General features: G+C 67.3%; 25 protein-coding genes and 1 tRNA gene. 14 read left to right on the top strand and 12 right to left on the bottom strand.

Features of this window, described 5'->3' with window-relative positions:
• Nucleotides 1-279 precede the first annotated feature (279 nt).
• The 3 genes from nhaA to ABZS43_RS35230 all read left to right on the top strand — a co-directional run bounded on the left by nhaA (nt 280) and on the right by ABZS43_RS35230 (nt 3,139).
• Nucleotides 280-1,497, top strand: a complete 1,218-nt coding sequence (nhaA, locus tag ABZS43_RS35220; protein ID WP_355040338.1) for a Na+/H+ antiporter NhaA — start codon at nt 280-282, stop codon at nt 1,495-1,497.
• Between the two features lie 184 nt (nt 1,498-1,681).
• Nucleotides 1,682-2,128: a phage holin family protein gene (locus ABZS43_RS35225; RefSeq protein WP_355040356.1), complete on the top strand. Its 447-nt coding sequence runs from the start codon at nt 1,682-1,684 to the stop codon at nt 2,126-2,128.
• A gap of 75 nt (nt 2,129-2,203) precedes the next feature.
• The gene (locus tag ABZS43_RS35230) at nt 2,204-3,139 is read left to right on the top strand and encodes an alpha/beta hydrolase (protein ID WP_355040339.1); all 936 of its coding nucleotides are present in this window, start codon (nt 2,204-2,206) and stop codon (nt 3,137-3,139) included.
• A 61-nt stretch (nt 3,140-3,200) separates the two neighbouring features.
• Here the strand turns inward: ABZS43_RS35230 and ABZS43_RS35235 are convergent, their stop codons facing one another.
• The 4 genes from ABZS43_RS35235 to nth form a co-directional block, all read right to left on the bottom strand.
• Nucleotides 3,201-4,394: a MarP family serine protease gene (locus tag ABZS43_RS35235; RefSeq protein ID WP_355040340.1), complete on the bottom strand. Its 1,194-nt coding sequence runs from the start codon at nt 4,392-4,394 to the stop codon at nt 3,201-3,203.
• On the bottom strand, nt 4,391-5,110 hold the full coding sequence (locus ABZS43_RS35240; RefSeq protein WP_355040341.1) for a CoA pyrophosphatase: 720 nt from the start codon (nt 5,108-5,110) through the stop codon (nt 4,391-4,393). Before ABZS43_RS35240 ends, ABZS43_RS35235 begins: the two co-directional genes overlap by 4 nt.
• A 97-nt stretch (nt 5,111-5,207) precedes the next feature.
• Nucleotides 5,208-5,852: a TlpA disulfide reductase family protein gene (locus ABZS43_RS35245; protein ID WP_355040357.1), complete on the bottom strand. Its 645-nt coding sequence runs from the start codon at nt 5,850-5,852 to the stop codon at nt 5,208-5,210.
• Between the two features lie 5 nt (nt 5,853-5,857).
• Nucleotides 5,858-6,559, bottom strand: coding sequence for an endonuclease III (gene nth / locus ABZS43_RS35250; protein ID WP_355040358.1), 702 nt, complete (start codon nt 6,557-6,559; stop codon nt 5,858-5,860).
• A gap of 238 nt (nt 6,560-6,797) precedes the next feature.
• Here nth and ABZS43_RS35255 point away from each other — a divergent pair, with 238 nt between their 5' ends.
• Nucleotides 6,798-7,025 carry a hypothetical protein gene (locus tag ABZS43_RS35255; protein WP_109523190.1) on the top strand — a complete coding sequence of 76 codons (228 nt, stop codon included), beginning with the start codon at nt 6,798-6,800 and terminating at the stop codon, nt 7,023-7,025.
• Between the two features lie 168 nt (nt 7,026-7,193).
• A complete protein-coding gene (locus tag ABZS43_RS35260; protein WP_216917482.1) occupies nt 7,194-7,868 on the top strand; it encodes a Crp/Fnr family transcriptional regulator in 675 nt (224 codons plus the stop codon).
• Nucleotides 7,869-7,943: 75 nt separating this feature from the next.
• On the opposite strand, the gene ABZS43_RS35265 is transcribed toward ABZS43_RS35260, so the two are convergent.
• From ABZS43_RS35265 to ABZS43_RS35275, 3 genes are read right to left on the bottom strand one after another with little or no spacing between them, the layout of a single operon-like run.
• Nucleotides 7,944-8,735, bottom strand: coding sequence for an MBL fold metallo-hydrolase (locus tag ABZS43_RS35265; RefSeq protein ID WP_355040342.1), 792 nt, complete (start codon nt 8,733-8,735; stop codon nt 7,944-7,946).
• Between the two features lie 43 nt (nt 8,736-8,778).
• On the bottom strand, nt 8,779-9,252 hold the full coding sequence (locus ABZS43_RS35270; protein WP_355040343.1) for a RidA family protein: 474 nt from the start codon (nt 9,250-9,252) through the stop codon (nt 8,779-8,781).
• Between the two features lie 3 nt (nt 9,253-9,255).
• A complete protein-coding gene (locus ABZS43_RS35275; protein ID WP_355040344.1) occupies nt 9,256-9,420 on the bottom strand; it encodes a hypothetical protein in 165 nt (54 codons plus the stop codon).
• Nucleotides 9,421-9,567: 147 nt separating this feature from the next.
• Between ABZS43_RS35275 and ABZS43_RS35280 the strand changes: the two genes are divergently transcribed.
• Nucleotides 9,568-10,587, top strand: coding sequence for an ArsA-related P-loop ATPase (locus ABZS43_RS35280; RefSeq protein WP_355040359.1), 1,020 nt, complete (start codon nt 9,568-9,570; stop codon nt 10,585-10,587).
• A complete protein-coding gene (locus ABZS43_RS35285; RefSeq protein ID WP_355040345.1) occupies nt 10,587-11,720 on the top strand; it encodes an ArsA family ATPase in 1,134 nt (377 codons plus the stop codon). The genes ABZS43_RS35280 and ABZS43_RS35285 overlap by 1 nt, the downstream gene beginning before the upstream one ends.
• A 113-nt stretch (nt 11,721-11,833) precedes the next feature.
• On the opposite strand, the gene ABZS43_RS35290 is transcribed toward ABZS43_RS35285, so the two are convergent.
• Nucleotides 11,834-12,157 carry a WhiB family transcriptional regulator gene (locus ABZS43_RS35290; RefSeq protein ID WP_054816825.1) on the bottom strand — a complete coding sequence of 108 codons (324 nt, stop codon included), beginning with the start codon at nt 12,155-12,157 and terminating at the stop codon, nt 11,834-11,836.
• A gap of 371 nt (nt 12,158-12,528) precedes the next feature.
• Between ABZS43_RS35290 and ABZS43_RS35295 the strand changes: the two genes are divergently transcribed.
• Nucleotides 12,529-14,886: a penicillin-binding protein gene (locus ABZS43_RS35295; RefSeq protein ID WP_355040346.1), complete on the top strand. Its 2,358-nt coding sequence runs from the start codon at nt 12,529-12,531 to the stop codon at nt 14,884-14,886.
• A gap of 76 nt (nt 14,887-14,962) precedes the next feature.
• Here the strand turns inward: ABZS43_RS35295 and ABZS43_RS35300 are convergent, their stop codons facing one another.
• Entirely contained in the window at nt 14,963-15,427 is a 465-nt protein-coding gene (locus tag ABZS43_RS35300) for a GatB/YqeY domain-containing protein (RefSeq protein WP_355040347.1), read from the bottom strand.
• Between the two features lie 147 nt (nt 15,428-15,574).
• Between ABZS43_RS35300 and ABZS43_RS35305 the strand changes: the two genes are divergently transcribed.
• From ABZS43_RS35305 to ABZS43_RS35315, 3 genes are all read left to right on the top strand, one after another.
• A complete protein-coding gene (locus tag ABZS43_RS35305; protein WP_355040348.1) occupies nt 15,575-16,537 on the top strand; it encodes a metallophosphoesterase in 963 nt (320 codons plus the stop codon).
• A 452-nt stretch (nt 16,538-16,989) separates the two neighbouring features.
• A complete protein-coding gene (locus ABZS43_RS35310; protein ID WP_355040349.1) occupies nt 16,990-17,928 on the top strand; it encodes a hypothetical protein in 939 nt (312 codons plus the stop codon).
• Nucleotides 17,929-17,988: 60 nt separating this feature from the next.
• Nucleotides 17,989-18,062: transfer RNA gene (locus ABZS43_RS35315), tRNA-Pro, on the top strand.
• Nucleotides 18,063-18,196: 134 nt separating this feature from the next.
• On the opposite strand, the gene ABZS43_RS35320 is transcribed toward ABZS43_RS35315, so the two are convergent.
• The 3 genes from ABZS43_RS35320 to ABZS43_RS35330 form a co-directional block, all read right to left on the bottom strand.
• Complete coding sequence (locus tag ABZS43_RS35320; RefSeq protein WP_355040350.1) at nt 18,197-18,577, bottom strand: hypothetical protein; 381 nt, start codon at nt 18,575-18,577, stop codon at nt 18,197-18,199.
• Nucleotides 18,578-18,687: 110 nt separating this feature from the next.
• Nucleotides 18,688-18,867, bottom strand: coding sequence for a DUF6374 family protein (locus tag ABZS43_RS35325; protein WP_355040351.1), 180 nt, complete (start codon nt 18,865-18,867; stop codon nt 18,688-18,690).
• Between the two features lie 73 nt (nt 18,868-18,940).
• The gene (locus ABZS43_RS35330) at nt 18,941-19,246 is read right to left on the bottom strand and encodes a hypothetical protein (RefSeq protein WP_355040352.1); all 306 of its coding nucleotides are present in this window, start codon (nt 19,244-19,246) and stop codon (nt 18,941-18,943) included.
• Nucleotides 19,247-19,590: 344 nt separating this feature from the next.
• Between ABZS43_RS35330 and ABZS43_RS35335 the strand changes: the two genes are divergently transcribed.
• From ABZS43_RS35335 to atzF, 3 genes are read left to right on the top strand one after another with little or no spacing between them, the layout of a single operon-like run.
• Entirely contained in the window at nt 19,591-20,286 is a 696-nt protein-coding gene (locus ABZS43_RS35335) for a GntR family transcriptional regulator (protein ID WP_355040353.1), read from the top strand.
• 9 nt (nt 20,287-20,295) lie between these two features.
• The gene (uca, locus tag ABZS43_RS35340; RefSeq protein ID WP_355040354.1) at nt 20,296-23,910 is read left to right on the top strand and encodes an urea carboxylase; all 3,615 of its coding nucleotides are present in this window, start codon (nt 20,296-20,298) and stop codon (nt 23,908-23,910) included.
• On the top strand, nt 23,911-25,644 hold the full coding sequence (gene atzF, locus ABZS43_RS35345; protein WP_355040355.1) for an allophanate hydrolase: 1,734 nt from the start codon (nt 23,911-23,913) through the stop codon (nt 25,642-25,644).
• The last annotated feature ends 132 nt before the right edge of the window (nt 25,645-25,776 follow it).

Genomic DNA, 25,776 nt, shown 5'->3' on the forward strand with positions numbered 1-25,776 from the left:
GCAAAATCATGCGACGACTCCTCCGCGACATCGCCGAAGGCCGCGAACTCGGCGACACCTCCACCCTCGTCGACCCCACCGTATTCCAGGCGATCCGCGCGGACCGCGCCTGACGTATTCACCCACGGTGCGGCCGGTGACGTTTTTCGTCACCGGCCGCGTCCGTTAGGATTGCCCGAGGTGTGCCGGGAAGTCTGGTCGGCATGCGGTCGGGTACCCGGTGTCGCTTCGGCGGGGTCACACGTCCGCAGCGTTGACGACCTCGCCGGAAGGTATCCCGTGATCACTCGAGTGCGTTCGGAGCTGACGCGCTACCTGCGGACCGAAACCGTGGGCGGCACACTCCTTCTCGCCGCCGCCGCGCTCGCCCTGTTGTGGATCAACTCGCCGTGGGGCGACAGCTACGTCACGATGACCGAGACGGTGCTGCCGATCGAGCCGCTGCGTCTGGAACTCACCCTGGCCGATTGGACCAAGGACGGTCTGCTCGCCATCTTCTTCTTCGTCGCGGGACTCGAGCTCAAACGCGAACTCGTCGTCGGCGAACTCGCCGATCCCAAGCGGGCCGCACTGCCGATCATCGCCGCTGTCGGCGGTGTGATCACCCCTGCGCTCATCGCGCTGGTCGTCGGCAACGGCGCGCCGGGGATGGACCGCGGGTGGGCGATACCCGTGGCTACCGATATCGCTTTCGCCCTGGCCGTATTGGCCATGACGGGGTCGCGAATTCCCGCGAGCGCACGCGTATTCCTGTTGAGTCTGGCGGTCGTCGACGATCTGCTGGCGATCATCCTGATCGCGGTGCTGTTCACCACCACCCTGTCGATGCTGTGGTTACTCGGCGCCGCGGCCGGCTGCGCGGCATGGGCAGTGGCACAGCACCGGCGGATCCGCACACCGATCGTGTACATCCCGCTGGCCCTCACCACCTGGTACGCGCTGCACGAAGCGGGAATCCACCCGACGCTGGCCGGTGTCGCACTCGGCCTGCTCACCCGGGTGACACCCGATCCGGACGAGGATCAGGCTCCCGCGACCAGGCTCGAGCACTTCGTGCAACCCGTGTCGGCAGGTCTGTGCGTACCCCTGTTCGCCCTGTTCGCCTCCGGGATTCCTCTGAACGGCAAGGTATTCGGCGAATTGTTCACCGACAGACTTTCGCTTGCCATCATTCTCGGCCTGCTGTTCGGCAAGATGATCGGCATCTTCGGGATCAGCTGGGTGGCAATCCGGTTCGGCATAGCCACCCGGCCCGCCGGACTCGGCTATCGGGACATGTTCGCCCTGTCGGTGCTCGGCGCGATCGGGTTCACCGTTAGCCTTCTAGTGGCGGAACTCGCGCTGGCCGATGTCGGCGACGGCTCCGCCGAGGAATTGGCGAAGGCCGCGGTGTTGGTGACGTCAATGACGGCGTCCATCGCCGGTTCGGCGCTACTGTTGCGGCGTGGGCGTGTCCACCAGGCACGGCGTGACGCACGTGCGCTAGAACCGGAGTAGGCGACGTCGCGAGCGACGAGCCGCAGGACGGTAGCCCGCGCGAGAGCACGGGGTGCCGAAAGCGCCGCAGATCGAATGGAGTCGAGGCAGTGCCGGGACAGGGAGAAGGGTCGACCAAGTGAGTTTCACCCAGGGCGGTAATGGGTCACAGCGTGGCAATGGCACCGATGCGGAGCACCGGTCGCTGACGTCCATCCCCTTGACCGATGCCAACCCGATCGGGTCGGCGAGCTTCGGCAGCCTGGTCCGCGACGCCACCGAGCAGATGTCGACGCTCGTGCGGGCCGAAGTGGAGTTGGCCAAGGCCGAAGTGACCGGCGAGATCAAGAAGGGGCTGCAGGGCAGCGTCTACTTCCTTCTCGCCCTGACCGTGCTGTTGTTCAGCTCCTTCTTCTTTTTCTTCTTCCTCGGTGAGCTGCTCGATATCTGGCTGCAGCGCTGGGCGGCGTTCCTCATCGTGTTCCTGCTGATGGTGTTGACGACGGCCGTCCTCGCCTTCCTCGGTTATCGCAGGGTCAAGAAGTTGCGCGCGCCCGAGAAGACCATCGATTCGCTCAAGCAGGCGCGCACCGTGCTGCCGAGCGGATTCGGCGGGTCCGCGCACGAGGAGCATCTCGCCCTGAAGAAGTAACGGCGCACGCCGGTGTATGGGCGAAACGCGCACAGCGCGCGCACCTCGAATTCGGGCGCACTAGGCTCGGGCGGCGTGTCGTCGAACCTGCTTCCCGATCCGTCTACTGTCCGTTACGACGGACCGTGGACGCATCGGGACGTTCGCGCCAACGGCATTCGCTTCCACGTCGTCGAGGCGACGCCGGAACGCCAGGACGCCCGACTCGTGGTGCTCTTGCACGGATTCGCCGATTTCTGGTGGTCGTGGCGCCACCAGCTGACCGATCTCGCCGATCTCGGGTTCCGCGCCGTCGCGGTGGATCTGCGCGGCTACGGAGACAGTGACAAACCACCGCGCGGCTACGACGGTTGGACGCTGGCCGGGGATATCGCCGGACTCGTCCGCGCGCTCGGCCATACCGAGGCGACCCTGGTCGGACATGCCGAGGGCGGACTCGTCTGCTGGACCACCGCCGTGTTGCACCCGCGACTCGTCTCATCGATCGCGCTGGTCGGTTCACCGCATCCCGCTGCGCTCAAAGCGGCGGTACTGCGCGACAGCCGCCAGCGTTCGGCCTGGCTGCCCGACTTCCTTCGCTACCAGGTGCCGAGGTATCCGGAACATCTGCTCACCTCGGCCGACGGTTTCGAGGTGGAGCGATTGCTGCGGCAGCGGACGGGCGCGGCATGGGCGGGCACAGCCGAATTCGTCGACACCGCGCAGCGGATGCGCTCGGCGATCCGAATTCCCAATGTGGCGCATTGCGCGCTGGAATATCAGCGCTGGGCCTTCCGCAGCCAGTGGCGACCGGACGGACGCCGTTTCATGGCGACCATGCGCGATCCCATCCACATTCCGGTACTCGCCATGCGTGGTGAATCGGATACCTATCTGCTGCGCTCGACCTTCCACCGCGGCCAGCGATGGTCGCCGCACCGGCGTCTCGTCACCGTTCCCGACGCGGCCCATTTCGCGCATCAGGAGAACCCGGACGTGGTGACGGCCGAACTCGCCGAATTCCTCAGCTGAGACCGCCGATCGAAACGGACCTCCCATCGCGCTGTTCGGCGCTGTCGGAGGTCCGTGTCGATCAGCTCAGCACACAGGCACCCGTATCGATCGGCGAACTCGCGCCGATCGCCGTTTCCAGATCGGGGCGGACCTCGGCCAGGGTCAGCACGTAGCCGGTGTCGTCGTCGGTGACCGCCGCGCCGAACACCATGCCGAGCACCTGCCCCTGGGTGTCCACGAGTGGGCCGCCGGAATTACCCGCGCGAACCAGGCCGCGCACGGTGTAGACCTCGCGTTCCACAGTGCCGTTGCGATAGATGGTCGGACCGGTCAGATCCAGCGTCTCACGCACCCTCGCCGCACTGGCCGTGTACGGGCCGCCGCCCGGATAGCCGAGCACGATCGCGCTCTCCCCGGAATGCGCGGGTTCGGGCGCCTGCGGCACGACCGGAGCGGTCAGCCCGGGCACCGCGAGAACCGCGACGTCCTTGGACGGATCGAACAGCACGACGGTGGCATCGAGCGGTCCACGGGCCGTATCCACCGCGACACTGGTGGTACCCGCGACCACGTGGGCGTTGGTCATCACCCGTTCCGACGCGATCACGAAGCCCGAACCCTCCAGCGCTCGCTGGCAACTGGGCGCGACACCACGGATGCGGACCACGCTCTGCTGTAGGAAGGCAGCGACAGGACTGGCGAGCACACTCGGGTCAGGCGGCTCGACGGCCGCGATCGGCGCGCGTCCGAACGGCCCGATGACATCGGGCAGCCCCGAGGTGTTGAGCAGTCTCGAGAATTCGTTGGGAACCTTGCGCAGCCAATTCGGCGCGACCTGGTTGACGTCGGTCAGCACCTGGGAACCGTTGATCGCGGTCGCGATCGCGGGCTGCGAGGATGTCGCCAGCGGCAGCGCGAGCAGCCATGCGGTGACCAGCACCGCGACCGCTTGGAGCGCGGCGCCGACCACACTGTCCACGCTGCGGGTGAAGGGATGGCGCATGCTGCCGCGTGCGGCGCGACCGAGGACCATGCCGGCGACCTCGCCGACGATGACCAGCAGCACGATGAGCAGAACCCCGGTCAGCACCCGTCTGCGGCCCGCGTCGACGTGGACCAGGATGTGCGGTGCGATCAGGATGCCCGCGACCGCGCCGAGCACAACCCCGAGGAAGGCCAGCGCCGAGGCGACCGCGCCCTGCCGCCATCCGGAGGACGCGGCGAGCAGTGCCAACAGGATCACGGCGATATCGAGCCATGCCGATGAACTCATAACGTCATTCCCACCGCGGCCAGCGAGGTTTCCAGATCACGCACATCGGTGCGATCCCACTCTGGCTCCCAGCCGGAGGAACCGAAGATTCCGGCGAGTATGCCGCCGGTGAGTCCCCAGACCAGCAGGCCGTCGACCTGGAAGGCGGGGCTCTGATAGCCGAGCGGACCGCGCACGAGGAAACGGTTGGCCGGATCGAGCAGGTCGGTCAGCGGCACGCGCACCACCCGCTCGGTCTCGCTCTGATCCACCACCCGCACCTCGCCCGGGGTCCGCCAGTAGGCGACGACCGGGGTCACATCGAAGCGGGAAGGCGGGACGAACAGTTTCGGCAGCACGACGAGGGGTTCGACGCCGGCGCGGTCGAGGCCGGTCTCCTCGCTCGCCTCGCGTAAGGCGGTATCGATCGGGTCGGTATCACCGTCGTCGACCGCGCCGCCGGGGAAGGCGACCTGGCCGCGATGCTGGCGCATGGTCGAAGCGCGCTGCGTCAGCAGCACATCGGCGTCGGCGGGCGGCCCGCCGACAGCGCCGGGATCACCATCGGCCGAACCGCTGAACAGCACGAGCACCGCCGCCTGCCTCGGCTCACCCGCGACCGTGGCGGCGCGGCGCAGCGCGCGCGCCAGCGAGAGGGTTTCGGTGGCGGCGCTGACGGCGGGCTCGGAGGCAAATCGCAACCACCGCGGGATATCGGCGGGAGTCGACCTCGTCATGCCACCCCCTCGGCCGTGTCGGCCCCGGTGAACGTGCGCACCATCACCTCCGCAAACGATCTCCTCGCCCGCAACAGTCGCTGCGAGATCCCCGCTGTCACGCCCTGACCCCCAGGCGTGCCGCGACGGTATCAGTGATGTCATCGACACCGGTGAACGACCGCACCACGACCTCCGCGACAGATCCGTCCGCGCGCAGCAACACCGAGATCGGGAGTACCGAGGGCGCGCCGACGGCGGTGCGGACGGCCGCGCTCGGATCGAGGACACCGGGCAGCGTCACGCCGAGCCCTGTCAGCCGGGACAACGCCTTGGCCTCATCGGGATCGCTGTGCACAGTCAGCACGGTAATCGCGTTCCCCGCCCGCTGCGCGTACTGCTGCAGATATGGCAACTCCTGCGCACATGGCCCGCACCAGTACGCCCACAGATTGAGCAGCGCGGGCCTGCCCGCGAGCGCGACGGCCAGGTCGAGCGGTTGCCCGTCGGCCAGGCAGGTCGCGGTGATCGCCGCGAGCGCTCCGGCGGTAATCGCCGCCCGCGCTCCCGCGTCGACCGTGTCCGCGGCCGGTCGCGGACACGGGGCGAGTCCGGCCTCGTCGCGCAGTTGCCCGGTGGCCTGCGAAGTCGGGCGGACCCGCTGCTCGTGGGCCGAATCGTTCGAGTCTCGCGGCCACAGCGCGACGGCCAGCGCGACGACGATGATCAGCCCGGCCAAACCCAGCCGCGCCGCGACCGGCAGTCGCGTCACAGGCCGACCATCCCGAGTAGATGCTCGCGCTCGGGTCCTTTCACCAGCTTGGCGGCGACATCGGGATCGGTCGGCCCGATCCCGAACGAGGGGCAGTCATCGGCGAGCACGCAGGCCCCGCAGGCGGGCTTGCGGGCTTGACACACGCGTCGACCGTGGAAGATCACGCGATGGGACAGCATCGTCCATTCCTTGCGGTCGATGAGTGTGCCGATGACGTGTTCGACCTTGACCGGATCCTCCTCGGCGGTCCACTGCCAGCGGCGCACCAGACGGCCGAAATGGGTGTCGACGGTGATGCCGGGAACACCGAAGGCGTTACCGAGGATGACGTTGGCGGTTTTGCGGCCGATGCCGGGCAACTTCACCAATTCGTCCAGGGTGTGAGGCAATTCACCATCGTGATGTTCCAGCAGTGCCTGGCCGAGGCCGATGAGGGAGCTCGTCTTGTTCCGGAAGAACCCGGTGGGCCGGATGTATTCCTCCAGCTCGGCACGGTTGGCCTCGGCATATGCGCGGGCGTCCTGGTATCTCGCGAACAGCGCCGGGGTGGTGAGATTCACCCTCTCGTCGGTGCACTGCGCGGAAAGTATTGTGGCGACCGCCAATTCGAGCGGCGTAGTGAAATCCAGCTCACAATGCGCGTCCGGGAAAGCACGGGCGAGAGTGCGGTTCATACGACGCGCCCTGCGCACCAACCCGAGTGGGGTTTCCGCTTGTCGCGACCGGGATTTGCGCTTGCGCGCCGGGGCCGCGGCGGATTGCGGATCGGTCGCCTCGGTGGCGGGCACAGGCCCGCCGACAGCGGCGGTGGAGGGGGTGGCGCGCACTCGTCCACCATACGGAACCCGATCCGGACCCAGCCCGCCCAGATCGACTGCCGTGTTCCATCTGAGACCTGGACCGTGTTTACTCCTCGCTATGCAAGGACTCGCTGTGGTGCTCTTCCCAGTGGTGTTGATGCTGTTCGCACTGCTTATGGAGCGGGTCGAGAATCGGCTCCGCAAACTTCTCGAACCCGAGCCCGAGGTTCAGCAGTATTTGGACAAAGCAAGCAACGCCGAGGTCAAGGAGCTGACCAAGCTCGGACTGCCCGCGGCGGTCGCCCGGATGCGCAAGCGCCGGTCGCGGGGTGAAGAATTGGACGTCGCGCGGGCCAGCTGAGTCCGCCGCCCGCATCCGACCAAGCCCCTGTCACTCATACCGGCCACGCCGCGCAACCCAGGCGTTACGTGGTGTCTGTCACTAGGCGATCACAACTCCGCGTAGACTGCGCTGTTGGCCGAATCGCTTCGGTCCAGGACAGAGCCATTTCCCATAAGGAGCACATTCGTGGACGAGGCCCTCGCCAGAGCAGGCATCTTCCAAGGCGTTGAGCCCACCGCGGTCGCGGCACTCGCCAAACAACTGCAGCCGGTGGATTTTCCACGCGGACACATCATCTTCAACGAGGGCGAGCCCGGAGATCGGCTGTACATCATCACGACGGGCAAGGTGAAGATCGGCCGCAGGTCCCCCGACGGCCGGGAAAACCTGCTGACCATCATGGGACCGTCGGATATGTTCGGCGAGCTCTCGATCTTCGACCCCGGACCCCGCACCTCGACCGCGACCACCGTGACCGAGGTCAGGGCCGTCACTATGGATCGGGACGCCCTCAAGTCCTGGATCGATCAGCGGCCCGAGATCGCCGAGCAACTGCTCCGGGTGCTCGCCCGGCGTTTGCGCCGCACCAACAACAACCTGGCCGACCTCATCTTCACCGATGTTCCCGGCCGGGTCGCCAAGGCGCTGTTGCAGCTCGCCCAGCGGTTCGGCACCCAGGAGGCGGGCGCGCTGCGCGTCACCCACGACCTCACCCAGGAGGAGATCGCCCAGTTGGTCGGCGCCTCCCGCGAGACCGTGAACAAGGCACTCGCCGACTTCGCGCATCGCGGTTGGCTGCGGCTCGAGGGTAAGAGCGTGCTGATCTCCGACTCCGAGCGCCTCGCTCGGCGCGCACGCTAGCTCGACCTACGAAAACCCGCCGACCCAGAGCTCCGCTGGGCCGGCGGGTTCGCCGTGCGTGTGCCTGTCGGTTCGCTAGTCGTTCGCGCGCAAGTACTCGAGCTGAGCCCGTACCGAACTGTGCGCCGCGAGCCACAGTCGTTCGTCCACGTCGGCGTAGACCTTGCGGACCACCTCCATGGTGTCCGCGTCGGGACCGAGTTCGAGCAGAGCCGCGCGGACCTGATCCAGCCGTTCCTGCCGATGCTTCATGTAGTACCGGGTGATCGGTTCCAGATCCGGATGGTCGGGGCCGTGCGCCGGCAACAGCGCCCTGCCCGCGCCCGCCGCGACCAGTCTGTCCAGCGAGGCGAAATAGTCGGCCAGGGCGCCGTCGGCGGAATCGAGCACGGTGGTGCCGCTACCGAGGATGGTGTCGCCGGTCAGCACCGCGTCATCGAGGACGAAACTCACCGAGTCGCCGGTATGGCCGGGGGTGGTCAGCACCTCGATCGACAATCCCGCGGCCTCGATCACCTCACCGTCGGCCAGCGGTTCCCGCGCGTCGCGCAGGAAGGATCGGTCCGTGGCCCGGACCGGCGTTCCGGTGAGTTCCACCAGCCGATCGATCCCGCCGGTGTGATCGTGGTGCCGGTGGGTGATGAGGGTCAGCGCGACGTTGCCACCGGTGACTCTGGCGATATCCTCGCTGTGCGCGCTGTCCCGCGGGCCCGGATCGACCACGACGAAATCCGACGATCCCGCCCCGCGCAGGATCCAGGTGTTGGTGCCGTCGAGGGTCATCTGGCCCGGATTGTCCGCCAGTAGTACCGCCGCTGTCGGCGTCACCTGCCGCAGCTGTCCGTACGCGGGATGTCTCAGCGTCATCGGAATACCCCATCGAATCGGGAAACGTCGTCTTCCACCGTGTCTAGCGCAACTCGGCGATGAGTTCGACCTCGACGGGGCTGTTCTTCGGAAGTTCGGACACACCGACGGCGGAACGCGCGTGCACACCCGCGTCCCCGAAGACCTCGCCGAGAAATTCCGACGCACCGTTGACGACGAGCGGCTGATCGGTGAAACCCGGCGCCGAGGCGACGAATCCGACCACCTTCACGACGCGCACCACATTGTCGAGTCCGACCAGGTCGTGCACGGCGGCCAGCGCGTTGAGCGCGCACAGCCGCGCGGCGTCCTTGGCTGTTTCGAGAGAGACCTCGGCGCCCGTCTTACCCGTCGCCGACAGCTGCCCGTCCACGAAGGGCAGCTGACCGGAGGTGTAGACCAGCGACCCGGTGCGCACCGCCGGGATGTACGCGGCGACGGGGGCAGCGACCGCGGGCAGGGTCAGCCCGAGCTTGTCCAAGTTCTCCTGCCACGAGGTGGCGGCTTCGGCCGTCACGGCCTACTGCCTCGGCCGCTTCAGGTACGCGACATGCTGCTCGCCGGTCGGGCCGGGCAGCACCGTCACAAGGTCCCAGCCGTCGGCGCCCCACTGGTCGAGAATCTGCTTGGTCGCGTGCGTCAGCAACGGCACGGTCGCGTACTCCCACAGGGTCACATCACTCATACCGGTGAGACTAGCGCGCTGCCCGGTGACGCCGGAGCATCCCTGGTGTCCGATCCAGAACGGCCCCGAATCCGCGCGCTCACCGTATCCCCGGGGCGGCCGGTCCGAACGGGTTATAGGCTCGCGCTCGTGGGAGTACCAACAGCAGTGCCTGTTTCGGCGGAGCCGAAGCTGGAGACGGGATGGCCCGGACGCGCCGCGGCGGCGCGCCTGCATTTCGTTTCCGGCAAGGGCGGAACGGGGAAGTCCACGGTCGCCGGGGCATTGGCACTCGCGCTCGCCGCGGGGGGCAGGCGAGTGCTCTTGGTCGAGGTCGAGAGCAGGCAGTCCATCGCGCAACTGTTCGACCTGCCACCGCTGCCACCCACCGAGACCAGGATCGCCACGGCCGACGGCGGCGGCGAAGTGGTCGCGCTCGCACTCGATATCGAGCACGCGTTTCTCGAATACCTCGATATGTTCTACAACCTCGGATTCGCCGGGCGCGCGATGCGCCGTATGGGCGCGATCGAATTCGTCACGACCATCGCGCCCGGCCTGCGCGATGTCATCGTGACGGGAAAGATCAAGGAATGCGCGGTCCGCACCGACAAGGCGGGTGAACGGATCTACGACGAGGTGGTCGTTGACGCGCCGCCGACCGGGCGCATCGCGAGTTTCCTCGACGTGACCCAGGCCATGGGGGAAATCGCCAAGGGCGGGCCGATCGCGTCGCAGGCCGATGGCGTATCGCGGCTGCTGCACTCGGATCAGACCCTGATCCACCTGGTGACCCTGCTCGAGGCGCTACCCGTGCAGGAAACCGCCGATGCCGTCGCCGAACTCACCGCCAATGATCTGCGGATCGGCACCGTGATCGTGAATCGCGCGAGCGAAGGTTTTCTGCCTACCGACATACGTGACCGCGCGGCGGCAGGCGATATCGACACCGAGGCGATAACGGCCGGACTCGCGCAGGTCGGGATCACCCTGTCCGATGCCGATTTCCACGGCCTGATCACCGAAACCTCCGAACACGCCGCGACATTGCAGGCCCAGGACGCGAGCGCGGCGGAACTGCGGAAGGTCGACGTCTCCCAGCTGTACCTGCCCGCGCTCGCCGACGGCATGGACCTGGGCGGGCTCTACGAACTGGCCGAGCATCTGAGCACGCAGGGAGTCCGTTGATGACCAGCTCGGCAGTCCCCGTCCCCCTCGACATCTCGGCGATCATCGAGGACCGCACCGCCCGCGTCGTGGTCTGCTGTGGTTCCGGCGGCGTCGGCAAGACGACCACCGCGGCCGCGCTCGCCCTGCGCGCCGCCGAGCGGGGTCGCAAGGTCGTCGTGCTCACCATCGATCCGGCACGCCGACTGGCCCAGTCACTCGGTGTCGCCGATCTGGACAACTCCCCGCAGCGGGTCGAACTCGGCCCCGACGTCGAGGGCGAGCTGCACGCCATGATGCTGAATATGCGTCGTACCTTCGACGATATGGTGCTCGAGCACACCAGCCCGGACAAGGCCGAGCAGATCTTCGCCAACCCGATCTATCAGACCGTCGCCTCCTCCTTCGGAGGAACACAGGAGTACATGGCGATGGAGAAGCTCGGCCAATTGGCCGGGCGGCGCGAATGGGATCTGATCGTCGTCGACACCCCGCCCTCGCGCAACGCGCTCGACTTCCTCGACGCGCCCAAGCGGCTGGGTAACTTCCTGAACGGCAAGATGATTCGGCTGATCATGGCGCCGGGGCGCGGGGTCGGCCGGCTCGTCACCGGTGCGATGAGTCTGGCGATGCGCGGCGTCTCGACCATCGTCGGCGGTCAGATGCTCAAGGACGCGTCGAACTTCCTGCAGTCATTGGAATCCCTGTTCGGCGGATTCCAGGACCGTGCGGACCGGACCTACGCGATGCTCTCCCAACCCGGAACCCATTTCCTGGTGATCGCCGCCGCCGAACCGGATGCGCTGCGTGAGGCGTCGTTCTTCGTCGACCGCCTGTCCACCGAACAGATGCCGCTGGCCGGACTCGTGCTGAACCGGACCCACCCCGCACTGTGCGGACTTCCGGCGGAGCGGGCGTTGACCGCCGCCGACCAGCTCACCGAAACCGATCCGGTCACCGCGGCGGTGCTGCGCATCCACGCCCAGCGGGTGACCACATCCAAACGCGAGCAACACCTGCTGCACCGGTTCACCGGCGCGCATCCCCGGGTGCCGATCGTCGCGGTGACCGCACTGCCGTTCGAGGTTTCCGATCTGGAGGCGCTGCGCGCGGTGGGCGATCAACTGACCGGCCCCACACCGGAATCCGCCTGAGACCGCGCACATTCAGCCGTACCGGGCGACGTTGCCCACTCAGTCGCTCTGGCTATAGCCCCGAACGAGAACGAGCCCGCGATCGCGGACTCGTTCCGATATCTCCCCGCCCCCTACATCGCGATTTGGTGCTGGCGCTGGGCCTGGAAGAAATCGGCCCACGACGTCACCTCCGGATGTTGTTTCAGCAGCGCACGCCGCTGTCTCTCGGTCATGCCACCCCATACGCCGAACTCGACACGGTTGTCGAGGGCATCCGCGCCGCACTGCATGAGGACCGGGCAGTGCCTGCAGATCGTCGCTGCCTTGCGCTGCGCCGCACCACGGACGAACAGCTGATCGGGATCTACTTCCTTGCATCGAGCCTGGGCTACCCAGGCGATTCTTGCTTCGGCCTGCTCCACGTCCAATCGAGCGATGGGGGTTGTCATATGCATTTGGTGTGCCCCTTTGCAGTCCGAACACCGGGTCAACGGCGCTCCAGAATCGCGTGACAGCCTCGCAGCAACCCGTACCCCGCTGCGAACTGCACCACATTCCACTTTGAGTGTTAGCTCTATCACACTGGGTTCTCAATCTAGGTAAAGGTATGGGCTCAGCGCAAGACCGTCTCGAGTTTTACTGGTACGCGCGTCCCTGCAACCCCGGTAGCGAACCGGGCGGTCGCGTCGCCACGGCGCTTGCCGCCGGGCGACACGCCGCAGGAAGGCGCGCGACACGCCCAACGGCGTTCGTAAACTCCCGACTTCCCCGGAACCGATAAACACTCGTGCGAGCGGGACCGACCGCACCCCGTAGTCTGGGGTCCGTGCCGATCACACATACGCTCGCGAAGCTGGCTGGCAGCTGCGCGTTGGCCGCAGTGCTCGTCGCCGGTCTCTTGTTCCCGCTCGCGGGCGGTTTCGGATTCGTGTCCAACCGGGCCGCCGACGCCGTCGACAATGTCTCCTCCGAACTGGTCGAGGGCACGGTGCCCGCGGTCTCGACCATGGTCGACGCGACCGGGGCGCCGATTGCCTGGCTGTACGAGCAGCGCCGGTTCGAAGTTCCGAGCGACAAGATCTCCAACGACATGAAACTGGCGATCGTGTCCATCGAGGACCGGCGCTTCGCCGAACACGAGGGCGTGGACTGGCAGGGCACGCTACGCGCGTTCCTCACCAACACCACCAGCGGCGAAGTCCAGCAGGGCGCCTCGACACTGGACCAGCAGTACGTCAAGAACTTCCAATTGCTCGTCGTGGCCAAGACCGACGCCGAGCGCCGCGCGGCCATCGAGACCACCCCGGCCCGCAAGATCCGCGAGATCCGGATGGCGCTGACCCTGGATCGCGAACTCACCAAAGAGGAGATCCTCACCAGGTACCTGAACCTGGTGCCGTTCGGTAACTCCTCCTACGGCATCCAGGATGCCGCCCAGACCTACTTCGGCGTCGACGCCGCCGATCTCAACGTCGCGCAGGCCGCGATGCTGGCGGGCATGGTGCAGTCCAGTTCCAAGCTGAACCCCTACACCAATACCGAGGGCGTGCTGGCGCGCCGCAACACCGTGCTGGACACCATGATCCAGAACATCCCCAACCGCGCCGACGAATTCCGCAGGGCGAAGGCCGAGCCGCTCGGCGTGCTGCCCGAGCCCAAGGGCCTGCCGCGCGGCTGCATCGCGGCCAACGACCGCGGATTCTTCTGCGATTACGCGTTGCAGTACCTGGCGAATGCCGGTATCAGCCGCGAGCAGATCGATAAGGGCGGATACCTCATCAAGACCACCCTCGATCCGGCGGTCCAGGATTCGGTGCGGCGTTCGCTCACCGAGGCCGCCAATCCCAATCTCGATGACATCGCGCAGGTCATGTCGATCATCGCGCCCGGCGCGGATTCCCATCCGCTGGTCGCGATGGGCAGTAGCCGCACCTACGGCCTCAACCGCGACGTCAACGAAACCGTGCAGCCGCAGCCGTACTCGATGGTCGGCGACGGTGCGGGCTCGATTTTCAAGATCTTCACGACCGCCGCGGCCATGGAGAAGGGAATGGGTATCAACGCCGAACTCGACGTGCCCGGCCGCTTCGACGCCAAGGGCCTCGGCAACGGTGGGGCGCGCGGCTGCCCGCCCGCCACCTACTGCGTCGAGAACGCCGGTAAGTACAAGTCGCCGATGTCGGTGACCGAGGCATTGGCGACCTCGCCGAACACCGCGTTCGTCAAACTCATCCAGGCCGTCGGCGTCACCCCGACCGTCGATATGGCCGTTCGGCTCGGCATGCGCTCCTACGCCGAAGCGGGCAGCTCCGGTCACGGTAATCAGAGCCTCGCGGATATGGTGAAGGAACAGAATCTCGGCTCGTTCACCCTCGGCCCGGTGGCGATCAACCCGCTGGAACTGTCCAACGTCGCCGCGACGCTCGCCTCCGGAGGCCGGTGGTGCCCGCCGTCGCCGATCAAGGAAGTCATCGATCGCAGCGGTAAATCGGTGCCGTTGACCCAGCAGGCCTGCGAGCAGGTCGTCGAGCCGGGCCTGGCGAACACCCTCGCCAACGCCATGAGCAAGGACGACACCAGCGGCACCGCCGCGGGCGCGGCGAACGCCACCGGCTGGCACTGGCCGCTGTCCGGTAAGACCGGAACGACCGAAAGTCACCGCTCCTCGGCCTTCCTCGGATTCACCAACACGCTGGCCGGCGCCGCCTACGTCTACGGCGACAGCCCGACACCGGGTGAGATCTGCTCATTCCCCCTGCGCAACTGCGGCAACGGCAACCTGTTCGGCGGTAACGAACCGGCCCGCACCTGGTTCAACGCGATCAAACCTGTGGCGGAGAAATTCGGGCCGCCGGCACTTCCCCCGCTGGACGACAAGTACGTGCGCGGATCGAATCAGGCGCAGGTTCCCGACGTCACCGGTATGCCCCAGGGCGAGGCGACCGCCGCGCTGGTGGCAGCGGGATTCCAGGTGCAGGCGGTGAACGGCAACGGTTCGCTGCCCAAAGGCAGCGTCATGAGCAGCGCGCCCAATGGATCGGCCATTCCGGGTTCGGTGGTCACCATCTACATCAGTGACGGCACCCAGCGCGCCGCGCCGACGCCCTCGGCCCCGGGGCCGGGAGCGCCCGCACCCCCCGCGCTGCCGCCGGGCCTACCGCTTCCCCCGTGGTGGCCGAGGTAGGACCGAAGGAAACAAAAACCGCCGACCCGATTCGATCGGGTCGGCGGTTTCGTGTTCCTGGAGCCTTCTCCAGCGGTCAGAGCCGCGCCTTCACCGCCGCCGACATCCGCGAACCATCCGCCTTACCTTCGGCGAGCGCGGTCGCGATCTTCATGACCTGCCCCATCTGCCGCATCCCCGGACGCTCACCGTTCTGCTCGGCGACCTGGGCGATCGCCGTGTCGGCGATATCGGCGACCTCCGCCTCGGTGAGCTGAGTCGGCAGATACTCATCGATGATCCTGGCCTCGGCATGCTCGTTCGCCGCCAGTTCGCCACGCCCGGCCTGGGTGTAGACCTCGGCCGCCTCACTGCGTTTCTTCGCCTCTTTCTGCAGCACGGAGACGACCTCGGCGTCGGAGAGTTCACGCGCCTGCGAGCCCGCGACCTCGGCGGTCTGGATCGCGGCCAGCAGCATGCGCAACGTGGCCAAGCGCAACGTATCCTTGGCTTTCATCGCGGCGGTCATATCCGTCCGCAGCTTCGCTTTGAGTTCCGACATGGGCCCAACCGTAGCCGGTCGTCCCTGCCCGGCCCACATATTTACCCGCCCGCCACGCTGTCGCCCACCCCCGAGCGGCCGGGGCAAATGCAACACAGTGCCGAAACACACTCGGCGATCTGCGCCGGGCTCACCTATGCTGGGCAAATGCCCGTAATCTCGACTTCCGTTGTCCGCCGAACCGCGCTGGGAGCCGCCGGAGCCGCGGTGGCCGGAGTCGGCTACGCCTCGCTCATCGAGCGCAACGCGTTCGTCCTGCGTGAGGCCACCATGCCGGTTCTGCAACCGGGCTCGTCGAGCCTACGGGTGCTGCACATCAGCGACCTGCACATGATGCCGGGACAGAAGCTCAAGCAGCAGTGGCTGCGTGAGCTGGATCGACTCGAGCCGGATCTGGTCGTCAACACCGGTGACAACCTCTCGCATCTGAAGTCGGTGCCGGCGGTGGTCCAGGCCCTCAGCGGATTACTCTCCCGACCGGGCCTCTTCGTTTTCGGAAGCAATGACTACTTCGCGCCGGTGCCGAAGAATCCGGCGAAATACTTCAACAAGAACCACCGCCGCGTCTACGGCGCGCCGCTGCCGTGGAAGGATCTGCGCGCGGCGTTCACCGAACGCGGCTGGCTCGACCTCACCCATGTGCGCCGCGATCTCGAGGTGTCGGGCATCCGCATCGCCACCGCGGGCGTCGACGACCCGCACCTGCAGCGCGACCGCTACGACACCGTGGCGGGCGCCCCCAACCCGCTGGCCGATCTGCGCATCGGGCTGACTCATTCACCCGAGCCGCGAGTGCTGGATCGTTTCGCCGAAGACGGCTACGACCTCGTCATGGCAGGCCATACGCACGGCGGTCAACTGGTGCTGCCCGGTTACGGCGCGCTGGTGACCAACTGCGGTATCGACAAATCGCGGGTGAAGGGCCCGTCGCAGTGGGGCGAGCACACCCAACTGCACGTGTCCGCCGGTATCGGCACCTCGCCGTGGGCGCCTTACCGCTTCTGCTGCCGTCCCGAGGCGACACTGCTGACCCTGGTCGCCGCGCCGCCGAAGCGGCCGATCGCCGAGACCGGGCACGGGATTTCGACCTCGCAGGCCGTCGCGCGCTGATCCGCGCGACTCCCTTTCCTCCTCGACGAGGCGATGGGCGGGCGTTCGATACGGGGTGCGTTCACGGGGATGAACGCTGTAAGGTCGCGTGCCGAGACTTGATGTCGGAGCAGGGGAACGACAAACGTGAGTGTGCACAGGAGAGTTTCCAGGGGTACAGCGGCATTCGGGAGAACGGAACCCGGCGTCCGTGAGGCGCGGCGGTGAGCGGCGGGTCGGGTGGGATCACCCCGGCCGCGCCGAGCCGGGAACTGCGATCGGCACCTGTTGCGGGACCATCGAATTCGACTCACCGCGAACAGCCGCGCCCTGACCTCGGGCGGTCCGAGACGTCATCGGTGGCAGCGAATACGCAGGGGCACAAGCCTTTCGGCCTGCCCCTGTACGCACCGGGACGTACCGACCCACATACACATGGCCCGTTCGGTGCGCCCGTGGGTACGGCTCCACCGATGAACCCGAATCCCCAGGGGCAGAACCTCGTCGGCGCATCACCCACTCCGGCGCGCCTCGCTGCGACCACACCACCTCCAGCGCACCGACCGGCCACACCGATTCATCCGACCCATCACGGTTTCGGCGCGACACCGGGTGAGTTCGACGCGTGGCGGTTCGGCGCGCAGGCATTCCCGTCCGGATTCACCCGCCCCAAGCGGAGTGGGAGGCGAATCGCGCTTGGAGCCGGGGTCGCGACGACGGTCCTCATCGCAGGGGTAGGGATCGCGGTGGCAGCCGGAAAACGCGGTGCAGATCCGGGCAGCAACGATCCGACACCCGGATTGGTGAGCGCGCTGACCACCTCGGTGAAGCCACCGACCACACCCAAGGCCGCCGCCGCGATCAGCAATGAGACTCCCCTGGTCCCCGGTTATCAGGTGGTGGTCGCCCCGGACAGCGACGCCGCCTACGATGTGCCCGCGGATTGGACCGTGGCCGCCCCCGACCGCTCCGGCGGGTTCGGCACGCCGCCGCACGCCGTCGGCGGCAAGGGCTACGCCACCGAGGGTAAGGATTACTGCCCCGGTTCGACCAGAACGGTGTCATTCCTCACCGGCGCCGACGACGCCGATTCCGCCGCCGCCGCAATACAACTCGGAGTCCTGACCGCCAAGGCGGCCTATCCCGACTCTCACTCGAGCGGCACCCCCGGCGCGCCGCAGCCACTGCAATCCCTCGACGGCAGCCAGCACGGCATGTTCGTGGAGACCAGAGGCGCCATCGCCGGCGCGAAACCCGGCTGCGCCACCGAATATTCGATCTACACCTTCGCGACCAAGGCCGAGACCGGCAGTTTCGTCATGGTCATCGCCGCCGACACCGGCGTCGCCAAATCCGTCGACCCGGACACCGCCCGCCGGATATTCGCCAGCATCCGCCCCCACGGAAGCTGATTGACCTGCGGGTTTAACGTCTGGAGCTTCGCTGTTGTAAGCTACTGCAGGTTCGCTTCACGGGGTGTGGCGCAGCTTGGTAGCGCGCTTCGTTCGGGACGAAGAGGTCGCAGGTTCAAATCCTGTCACCCCGACGTGTTGGTTGAGACACAGAAGAGCCCCTGACCATTTCCTAATGGTCAGGGGCTCTTCGTTCGTCCGGGATAGGTTCGGCCTGTCGAGGCAGCATCACGGTTCATTCGTCACCCACCGGGGCGGCGCCCCGCGACTACAGTCCGCGTTTGCGGTTCCAGCTCGACACATACCGGGCATACAGCACGTTCCCGACGCCCGCGGTGCAGCAGAACAGCCAGAAGTGGACCCACAACGACTGCCTACGGCGATATCCGTACCCGTGCACGGCCGCCGTCGCGTAGGAATTGCCGACATTGTCGATGACGATGGGCGGCAACTGCGGGTGACCATGGGGATACATCGCGCCGGGCACCGGCAGCGGCTGGGTGAACGGCTGGGTTGCCGGGTGCGAGGACGCCGGGGGCGGCGGATACCCCATCCCCCGCGGCGGCGCGGCTCGCGTCGTGGGATTGTGGCCGGAGTACATATCGGAGCCGTGCAGATGGGGGCCGTTACCCCAATTCGGCGAGGCCATGGTCGGCTCCCCTCCCGCTGTGCGTGATCGTCGGGATCACACAGTAGACCCGGGACGACGCCGCGTATACCCGTATCGTCGCCGACCGGACGGTAACCGCGCCGGTGCGTCTATCGGGGGCGCCCGCGCAGGTCTTCGGTGTAGATTTTGAGTCCTTCGCCAAGCTTTCCCGCGGCGTTCTCGAGCTGTTCGGGCGTCAGGTGTTTACCGAACGCGGCCGCGTCGAGCAGCTGGCGTTTGACCTCGGTGATATTCGTCGCGGCCCGGTCGAGGCGGGATAACTCGGACATAGCGAGACCATACACCCTATCGAACATATATTCGATATCTGTGCGCACCGATCGCGGACCGACGACGCCCGACTCACTCCCGATCGGATTCGGCATATCCCGCCGCGCGCAGCGTCCGGGAAGCCGCGGCCTTGCGGGCGCACCGATCGGGGTTGCAGGGGCGGTGGCGGCGTAGCGCGTGACGGGCCTCGATGACGCTGAACGGCCGTTCCGGGGCCTCGTGCGGCCACCCGGCGGGCCAGATCTCGCGCACGAGGTCGTCATGGTCGACCACCTGCGACGGGAGCGGCCACCAGACGGTTCCCGCGATCACGGCGAGCAGTCCGGAGATCAGGACCAGCAATCCGACGAGTACGAACAGTTCCATCGCTACCTCCACGAGGCCTTCATTGCGGAGCACCCGGCGCCGGGGGCGTTGGGCCACCGTCCGACGGCGCGGTCGGGCGGCGTGCCGCTGAGGGGGGACGGCATCGTCCCGGCGCCGGGGCTGTCATCAGCCTGGGGCCGCTATATGTCGTGCGATAGCGCCAGGGTGTTGCCAGCTGTTGCAGTCTGCTCCCCGATTTCTACGGGAATCGGTGAACTCGATGACCAGCGAGCGGTCGCGCGGCGAATTCTCGGTGCGAATCCGGGCCTGCGGTGAGCAGACGCTTACGGCCGGATAACTTTCCGTCATCTCACAGAAACACGAGGTCCATAGCGTATACAGGCATGTCGACACGAATGGCAACACTTGCCGATGCCGCGGGACGGCCGTTGCGTGATGTCGTTTACACGACGTTACGCAGCGAGTTGATGAACGGCGATATCAAATTCGGCGAACGCCTGACCGAGCCGAAATTGTCGACGCGGTTCGGCATTTCTCGGACTCCGATCCGCGAGGCGCTGACGGTTCTGTGTTCGGATGGGCTGCTGCGCCGCGAAGAGTACGGATTCAGTCCGGTCCGGCCGAGTATCCCGCTGATCCGTGATCTCTACGAACTTCGAATAACCCTGGAGCTCGGGGGGATTCAGCGAGCCATCGACAATCCTTCGGTCGCCCACGACCTCGCGATGCTGGAGACCGAGCGGGCGAGCTGGCTGGCGTTGCAGGCCGACCCGCCGGAGCAGGAGCCGGGATTCGTGGTGCGCGACGAGGAATTCCATGTCACGCTGCTGACCTCGGCCGGGAACGCGGAGTTGGTCCGTGCGCTGCGGGCGGTGAATTCCCGCATCCGGCACGTGCGGATGTACGACTTCATGGTCAACAACCGGATCGAGACCACGATCACCGAGCACCTCGGAATTCTGGACGCGGTACTGGCACAGGATCTTCCGCTCGCCTATCGCCTGCTGCACAGCCACATCGGGGAATCGCTCGATGTCGTGCTCGAGCGGGTCACGCGGGCCATCGCCGCGATGTCGATGGAAATCGAATAGGGAGTCGCGGTGCATTTCGATACTGTGCTCGTCGCCAATCGCGGCGAGATCGCCTGCCGGGTCATGCGGACCGCTCGGGCGCTGGGGCTGAAGACCGTCGCGGTCTACTCCGAGGCCGACGCGGGCGCGGCGCATGTCGAAATCGCCGATACCGCAGTACTACTCGGGCCGAGCACGGCCGCCGAATCCTATTTGCGCGCCGACCGGGTGATCGAGGCCGCACTGTCCAGTGGCGCCGGTGCGGTCCATCCTGGCTACGGATTCCTGTCCGAGAATCCCGAATTCGCCGCCGAGGTGGCCGCGGCGGGCATTGCTTTCGTCGGCCCGACCCCGGAGCAGTTGCGCGTCTTCGGCGATAAGCACACCGCGCGGGAGGCGGCGCGGGTCGTCGGGATGCCGCTGATTCCCGGCAGCGGGCTGCTGGCCTCGGCCGATCACGCGGTAGCCGAGGCACGCCGCGTCGGCTATCCGGTCATGTTGAAGGCGGTCGGCGGCGGCGGCGGTATCGGGATGCAGGCATGTTTCGACGACGACGCGGTGCGGGCGGGATATCAGCGGGTGCGGCGGCTGGCCGCGACCAATTTCTCCTCGTCCGGCGTCTTCCTCGAACGTTTCATCGCTCGCGCCAGGCATATCGAGGTGCAGTTGTTCGGCGACGGGGGCGGCCGGGTGGTAAGCCTGGGCACCCGCGACTGTTCGCTCCAGCGGCGCAATCAGAAGGTCATCGAGGAGGCTCCCGCACCCGGCCTCACCGTCGAGACGACCGAACGCCTGCTCACGGCCGCACGGGAGCTGGCGTCCTCGGTCGGCTACCGCTCGGCGGGCACCGTCGAATTCGTCTACGACGTCGACCGCGGCGCGGCCTCGTTCCTCGAGATGAATACTCGCCTACAGGTGGAACATCCGGTGACCGAGGCGGTGACCGGGGTGGATCTGGTCGCGTGGATGTTGCGGCTGGCGGGCGGAGACAGCTCGATGCTCGACGACATGCCCGAGAGCGGGCCCGCGATCACCGGATATGCCGTCGAGGCGCGAGTCTATGCCGAGGATCCTGCCCACGATCACCGCCCGAGCGCGGGTCTGATCACCGCCGCCCGGTTCCCGGACGAGGCCCGCGTCGACACCTGGGTGCGCACCGGAACCGAGGTCAGCCCGTATTACGACCCGCTGCTGGCCAAAGTGATCACCGCGAACACCACGCGGGACGCGGCTTTCGGCGATCTGGCGCGAGCGCTGACGGACACGGTGATCCACGGTGTGCGAACCAATCTCGCGCAGCTGCGCATCGCCGTCGGCGAGGCCACGGTGCTGGCCGGGCAACATCTCACCTCGACCCTCGCCGGTATCCGCCCGGTCGAATATCGCGTCGACGTCCTGCGCGGCGGCACCATGACCACCATCCAGGATCATCCGGGACGGATCGGATTGTGGCAGGTCGGCATTCCCCCGTCGGGGCCGATGGACGACCTGTCGTGCACGCTGGCCAATGCCGCCGTCGGCAATCCGCCACAGGCCCCCGCGCTGGAATGCACGCTGCACGGCCCGCGCCTGGCGTTCTCCGAGCCGACCGTGGTGTGCGTGACGGGCGCGCCTGCCCCGGTCACGGTGGACGGGGTACCGGTCAGGATGTGGCGACCGGTGACGGTCGCGGCCGGGGCGATTCTGGATATCGGCGCGCCTTTCGACGCCGGGCTGCGCACCTACCTCGCGGTACGCGGCGGCTTCGAAGCGCCGCTGTACCACGGCAGCGCGGCCACCTTCACCCTCGGCGGTTTCGGCGGTGTCACCGGCAAGGCTGTCGCGGCGGGCGATGTCATCGGCATCGTCGCCGACAATCCCGATCTCGATGCGCCGCAGGATATTCCACTGGATGAGCGGCCGGAGTTCGGGCACGTCTGGGAGTTGGCCGTCGGTGTGGGACCGCAGACCGCGCCGGCCTATTTCACCGATGACGATATGACGCAGTTCCTCACGTATCCGTGGCGGGTGAGCAGTCACGCCAATCGCACCGGCATCCGTCTGGAGGGCCCCAAGCCGACCTGGTCGCGCGGTGACGGCGGCGACGCCGGGCTGCATCCGTCGAATCTGCACGACAATCCGTACAGCGTCGGCACCGTGAATGTATCCGGTGACACCCCGATCCTGCTCGGCCCGGACGGACCGAGCCTCGGCGGTTTCGCCTGTCCGCTGACGGTCGTGTCCGCGCATCGCTGGAAACTCGGTCAACTACGCCCGGGTGACACCGTGCGGTTCGTTCCGATCGGCGATGCCGAGGCCGATTCGCTGCGGGGTTCGACTACCGCGCGGTCGCGCGCCTCGGTCGCCACGCGATCCGCCGGTAGGGCAGGCCGGGATGATCGCGGCGTCCTCGGCGGCCTCGACGCGGCAGCCGATCGCCCACGGGTGGTCTACCTGCGCGGCGGCGACGACAACATACTCGTCGAATACGGCGAGATGGTGCTTGATCTCGGGCTGCGCATGCGGGTGCACGCCCTGGCCGAGGCGCTCGCGGGCACGGCACTGCCCGGCGTCATCGATGTGACGCCCGGTGTCCGTTCCCTGCATATCCACTTCGACCCGGAGGTGCTGCCGCAGCACCGGATACTGGGTGTCCTGGCCGAATTGGAGACCGAACTCCCCGCGACCGGCGACCTGGTTGTGCCCAGCCGCACCATCCGGCTTCCGCTCTCGTTCGACGATCCCTCCATCGCCGAGGCGATCGACCGCTACCGCAGCGGTGTGCGCGACACCGCGCCATGGTTGCCGTCGAATACCGAATTCATCAGGCGCATCAACGGACTCGACAGCGTCGAGCAGGTGCGCGCGACGGTATTCGACGCGGAATATCTGGTACTCGGGCTGGGTGATGTGTATCTCGGCGCACCGCTGGCGGTTCCGCTAGATCCGCGGCATCGCCTCGTGACGACCAAATACAATCCGGCCCGCACGTGGACGCCGTCGGATGCCGTCGGCATCGGCGGCAAATACCTCTGTGTCTACGGAATGGCCTCCCCCGGCGGCTATCAGCTGATCGGGCGCACCATTCCGATCTGGTCCAGCTACCGGCAGTCCGCGCCGTTCGAGCCGGGCACCCCGTGGCTGTTCCGGTTCTTCGACCGCATCGTCTGGGAACCGGTCACGCCCGAGGAATTGCTCGAATACCGCGCTGCCACGAAGGCGGGCCGGTTCGACGCCGAGGTGGGCGAGGGCGCGTTCGCCTTCGCCGATCACCTGCGCATGCTCGCCGACAACGCCGCGTCCATCGCGGAATTCGAGACGAGGCAGGCCGCCGCTTTCGCAGCGGAGAAGCAGGCATGGTGCGCCTCGGGCGAATTCGAACGCGCCGCCACCGTGGCCTCGGTCGCCGAACCCGCGCCGGATCCGCTGGACGGACTGCCGCCGGGCGCGACCGTCGTCACCGCGCCGATGATCGGCAATGTGTGGCGTGTGGAAATCGAAGTAGGTCAGCGGCTGGCCGCGGGCGCCCCTGTCGCCATCCTCGAAGCCATGAAATTGGAGTTGCCGGTACACAGCCCGGGTGCGGGCACGGTCCTGAGGGTGCTCGCCGCCCCGGGCGGCAAGGTGGAACCGGGAACCCCGCTAGCAGTGATCGGAGTCGACTGAATGCCCGCAGGCGTCTTGGACAACCCCGAAGTACACGAATCCCCGACCGAGCGGGTGGCCGCCGCCTTCCGGCGAATAGCCGAGGTCGACCGCCCCGAGGTGTGGATCACGCTGCGGGCACGGGGCGAAGTCGTCGCCGATGCCGCCGTGGTGGAGCGCAGGCTCGCCGCGGGTGAAGCACTGCCGCTGGCCGGTGTTCTGGTGGCGGTGAAGGACAATATCGACGTGGCGGGACTCCCGACCACCGCGGCCTGCCCGGATTTCGCGTACACGCCCGACATCACCGCGTCCGCGGTCGAGCGCCTGATCGCGGCGGGCGCGGTGGTGCTGGGGAAGACCAATCTCGATCAGTTCGCCACCGGTCTGGTCGGCACGCGCAGCCCCTACGGGGCGGTGCGCCACGCGGTACACCCCGAGTTGATCTCCGGTGGTTCCAGTTCCGGTTCCGCGGTCGCGGTCGCGCTGGGTATCGCCGATATCGGAATCGGCACCGACACAGCGGGTTCCGGCCGGGTTCCGGCCGCATTGCACGGCATCGTCGGGATCAAGGCCACCTTGGGGATCATTCCCGCCCACGGCGTGGTCCCCGCGTGCGCGGACTACGACGCGGTGACCGTATTCGCCGCCGATCTGGATCGCGCGGTCGCGGCGGCCAGGGTCATGACCGGTCGCGACGAACGCGATCCGCGCAGCAGGACCTGGCCCGCCGATATTCGGCTGGCCGCCCCGCGACAGCCACGGCTGGCTGTGCCGCGCGCGGAGGATCTGGCCGCACTCACCACGAGTTATCGTGCCGCGTTCGCGGAAACCGTCGCCGCCGTGACGGAATCGGGGATCGTGACCAAGGAGATCGACATCTCCGGTCTGCTCGAGGCCGCGCTGCTGCTCTACGACGGCTCGATCGTCGCCGAACGGTACACCGCGGTCGGCGCCTTCCTCGACACCGCGCCCGCGGGCGCCGATCCGACCGTCGCGGCGATCATCGCGGCGGCGGGCCGCACCACCGGCCCCGGATTCGCGGCGGATCTGGATACCCTCGCCCGCGCCGAATCGGCGGCGGAGGAATTATTGGGCGAATTCGACGGACTCCTACTGCCGACCACCACCGAACATCCGAGTATCGAAGCGGTGCAGGCGGATCCGATCACCATCAATCGCCGTATGGGCACCTATACGAATTTCTGCAATCTGCTGGATATGGCGGCGGTCGCGATTCCCGGTGCGCCGACCGCCGACGGCGAACCCTTCGGCGTGATGGTGGTGACGCCCGCCTTCGCCGACCAGGTCGGGATCGATCTGGCGGCCCGCGTCGCAGGCGTCGAATCACCCGCACTGGTCTCCGATGGCGTCGACCTCGCGGTATTCGGCGCACATCTGCGCGGTCAGCCGCTGCATTGGCAGTTGGAGGAGATCGGGGCACGCTTCACCGGGGAGATCGAGACCACCGACGCCTACCGGCTGACCGCGCTCGATACCGCTCCCCCGAAGCCTGGGCTGGTACGCCACGGCCCCGGACTCGGCGCGCCGATCCTGGGCGAACTGTTCCGGGTCTCGCGGGCCGGTCTCGGCGGTTTCCTCGCCGATCTGCCCGCGCCGATGGCGTTGACCAGTATCGAATTGGCCGACGGCCGCTCGGTTATCGGTTTCGCCTGCACCTACGACGCCGCGCTGTCGGCGACCGATATCACCGCGTTCGGCGGGTGGAAGGCGTATTCGCAGCGCCAGAACCGATAGCGCCACACCAGAACGACGATGGACCGAGGCTCGGTGGGCGGTTTCTAGGGGTCGTCGCAACACCGCTTGGTGTTAGGTGGTCAGTAGATCACGCAGACGCTCGGCTGGGGTATCCCAGTCGAGCGTTTTGCG

It is taken from the genome of Nocardia sp. NPDC005366 (genome assembly GCF_040606855.1).
Taxonomy (GTDB): Bacteria; Actinomycetota; Actinomycetes; order Mycobacteriales; family Mycobacteriaceae; genus Nocardia.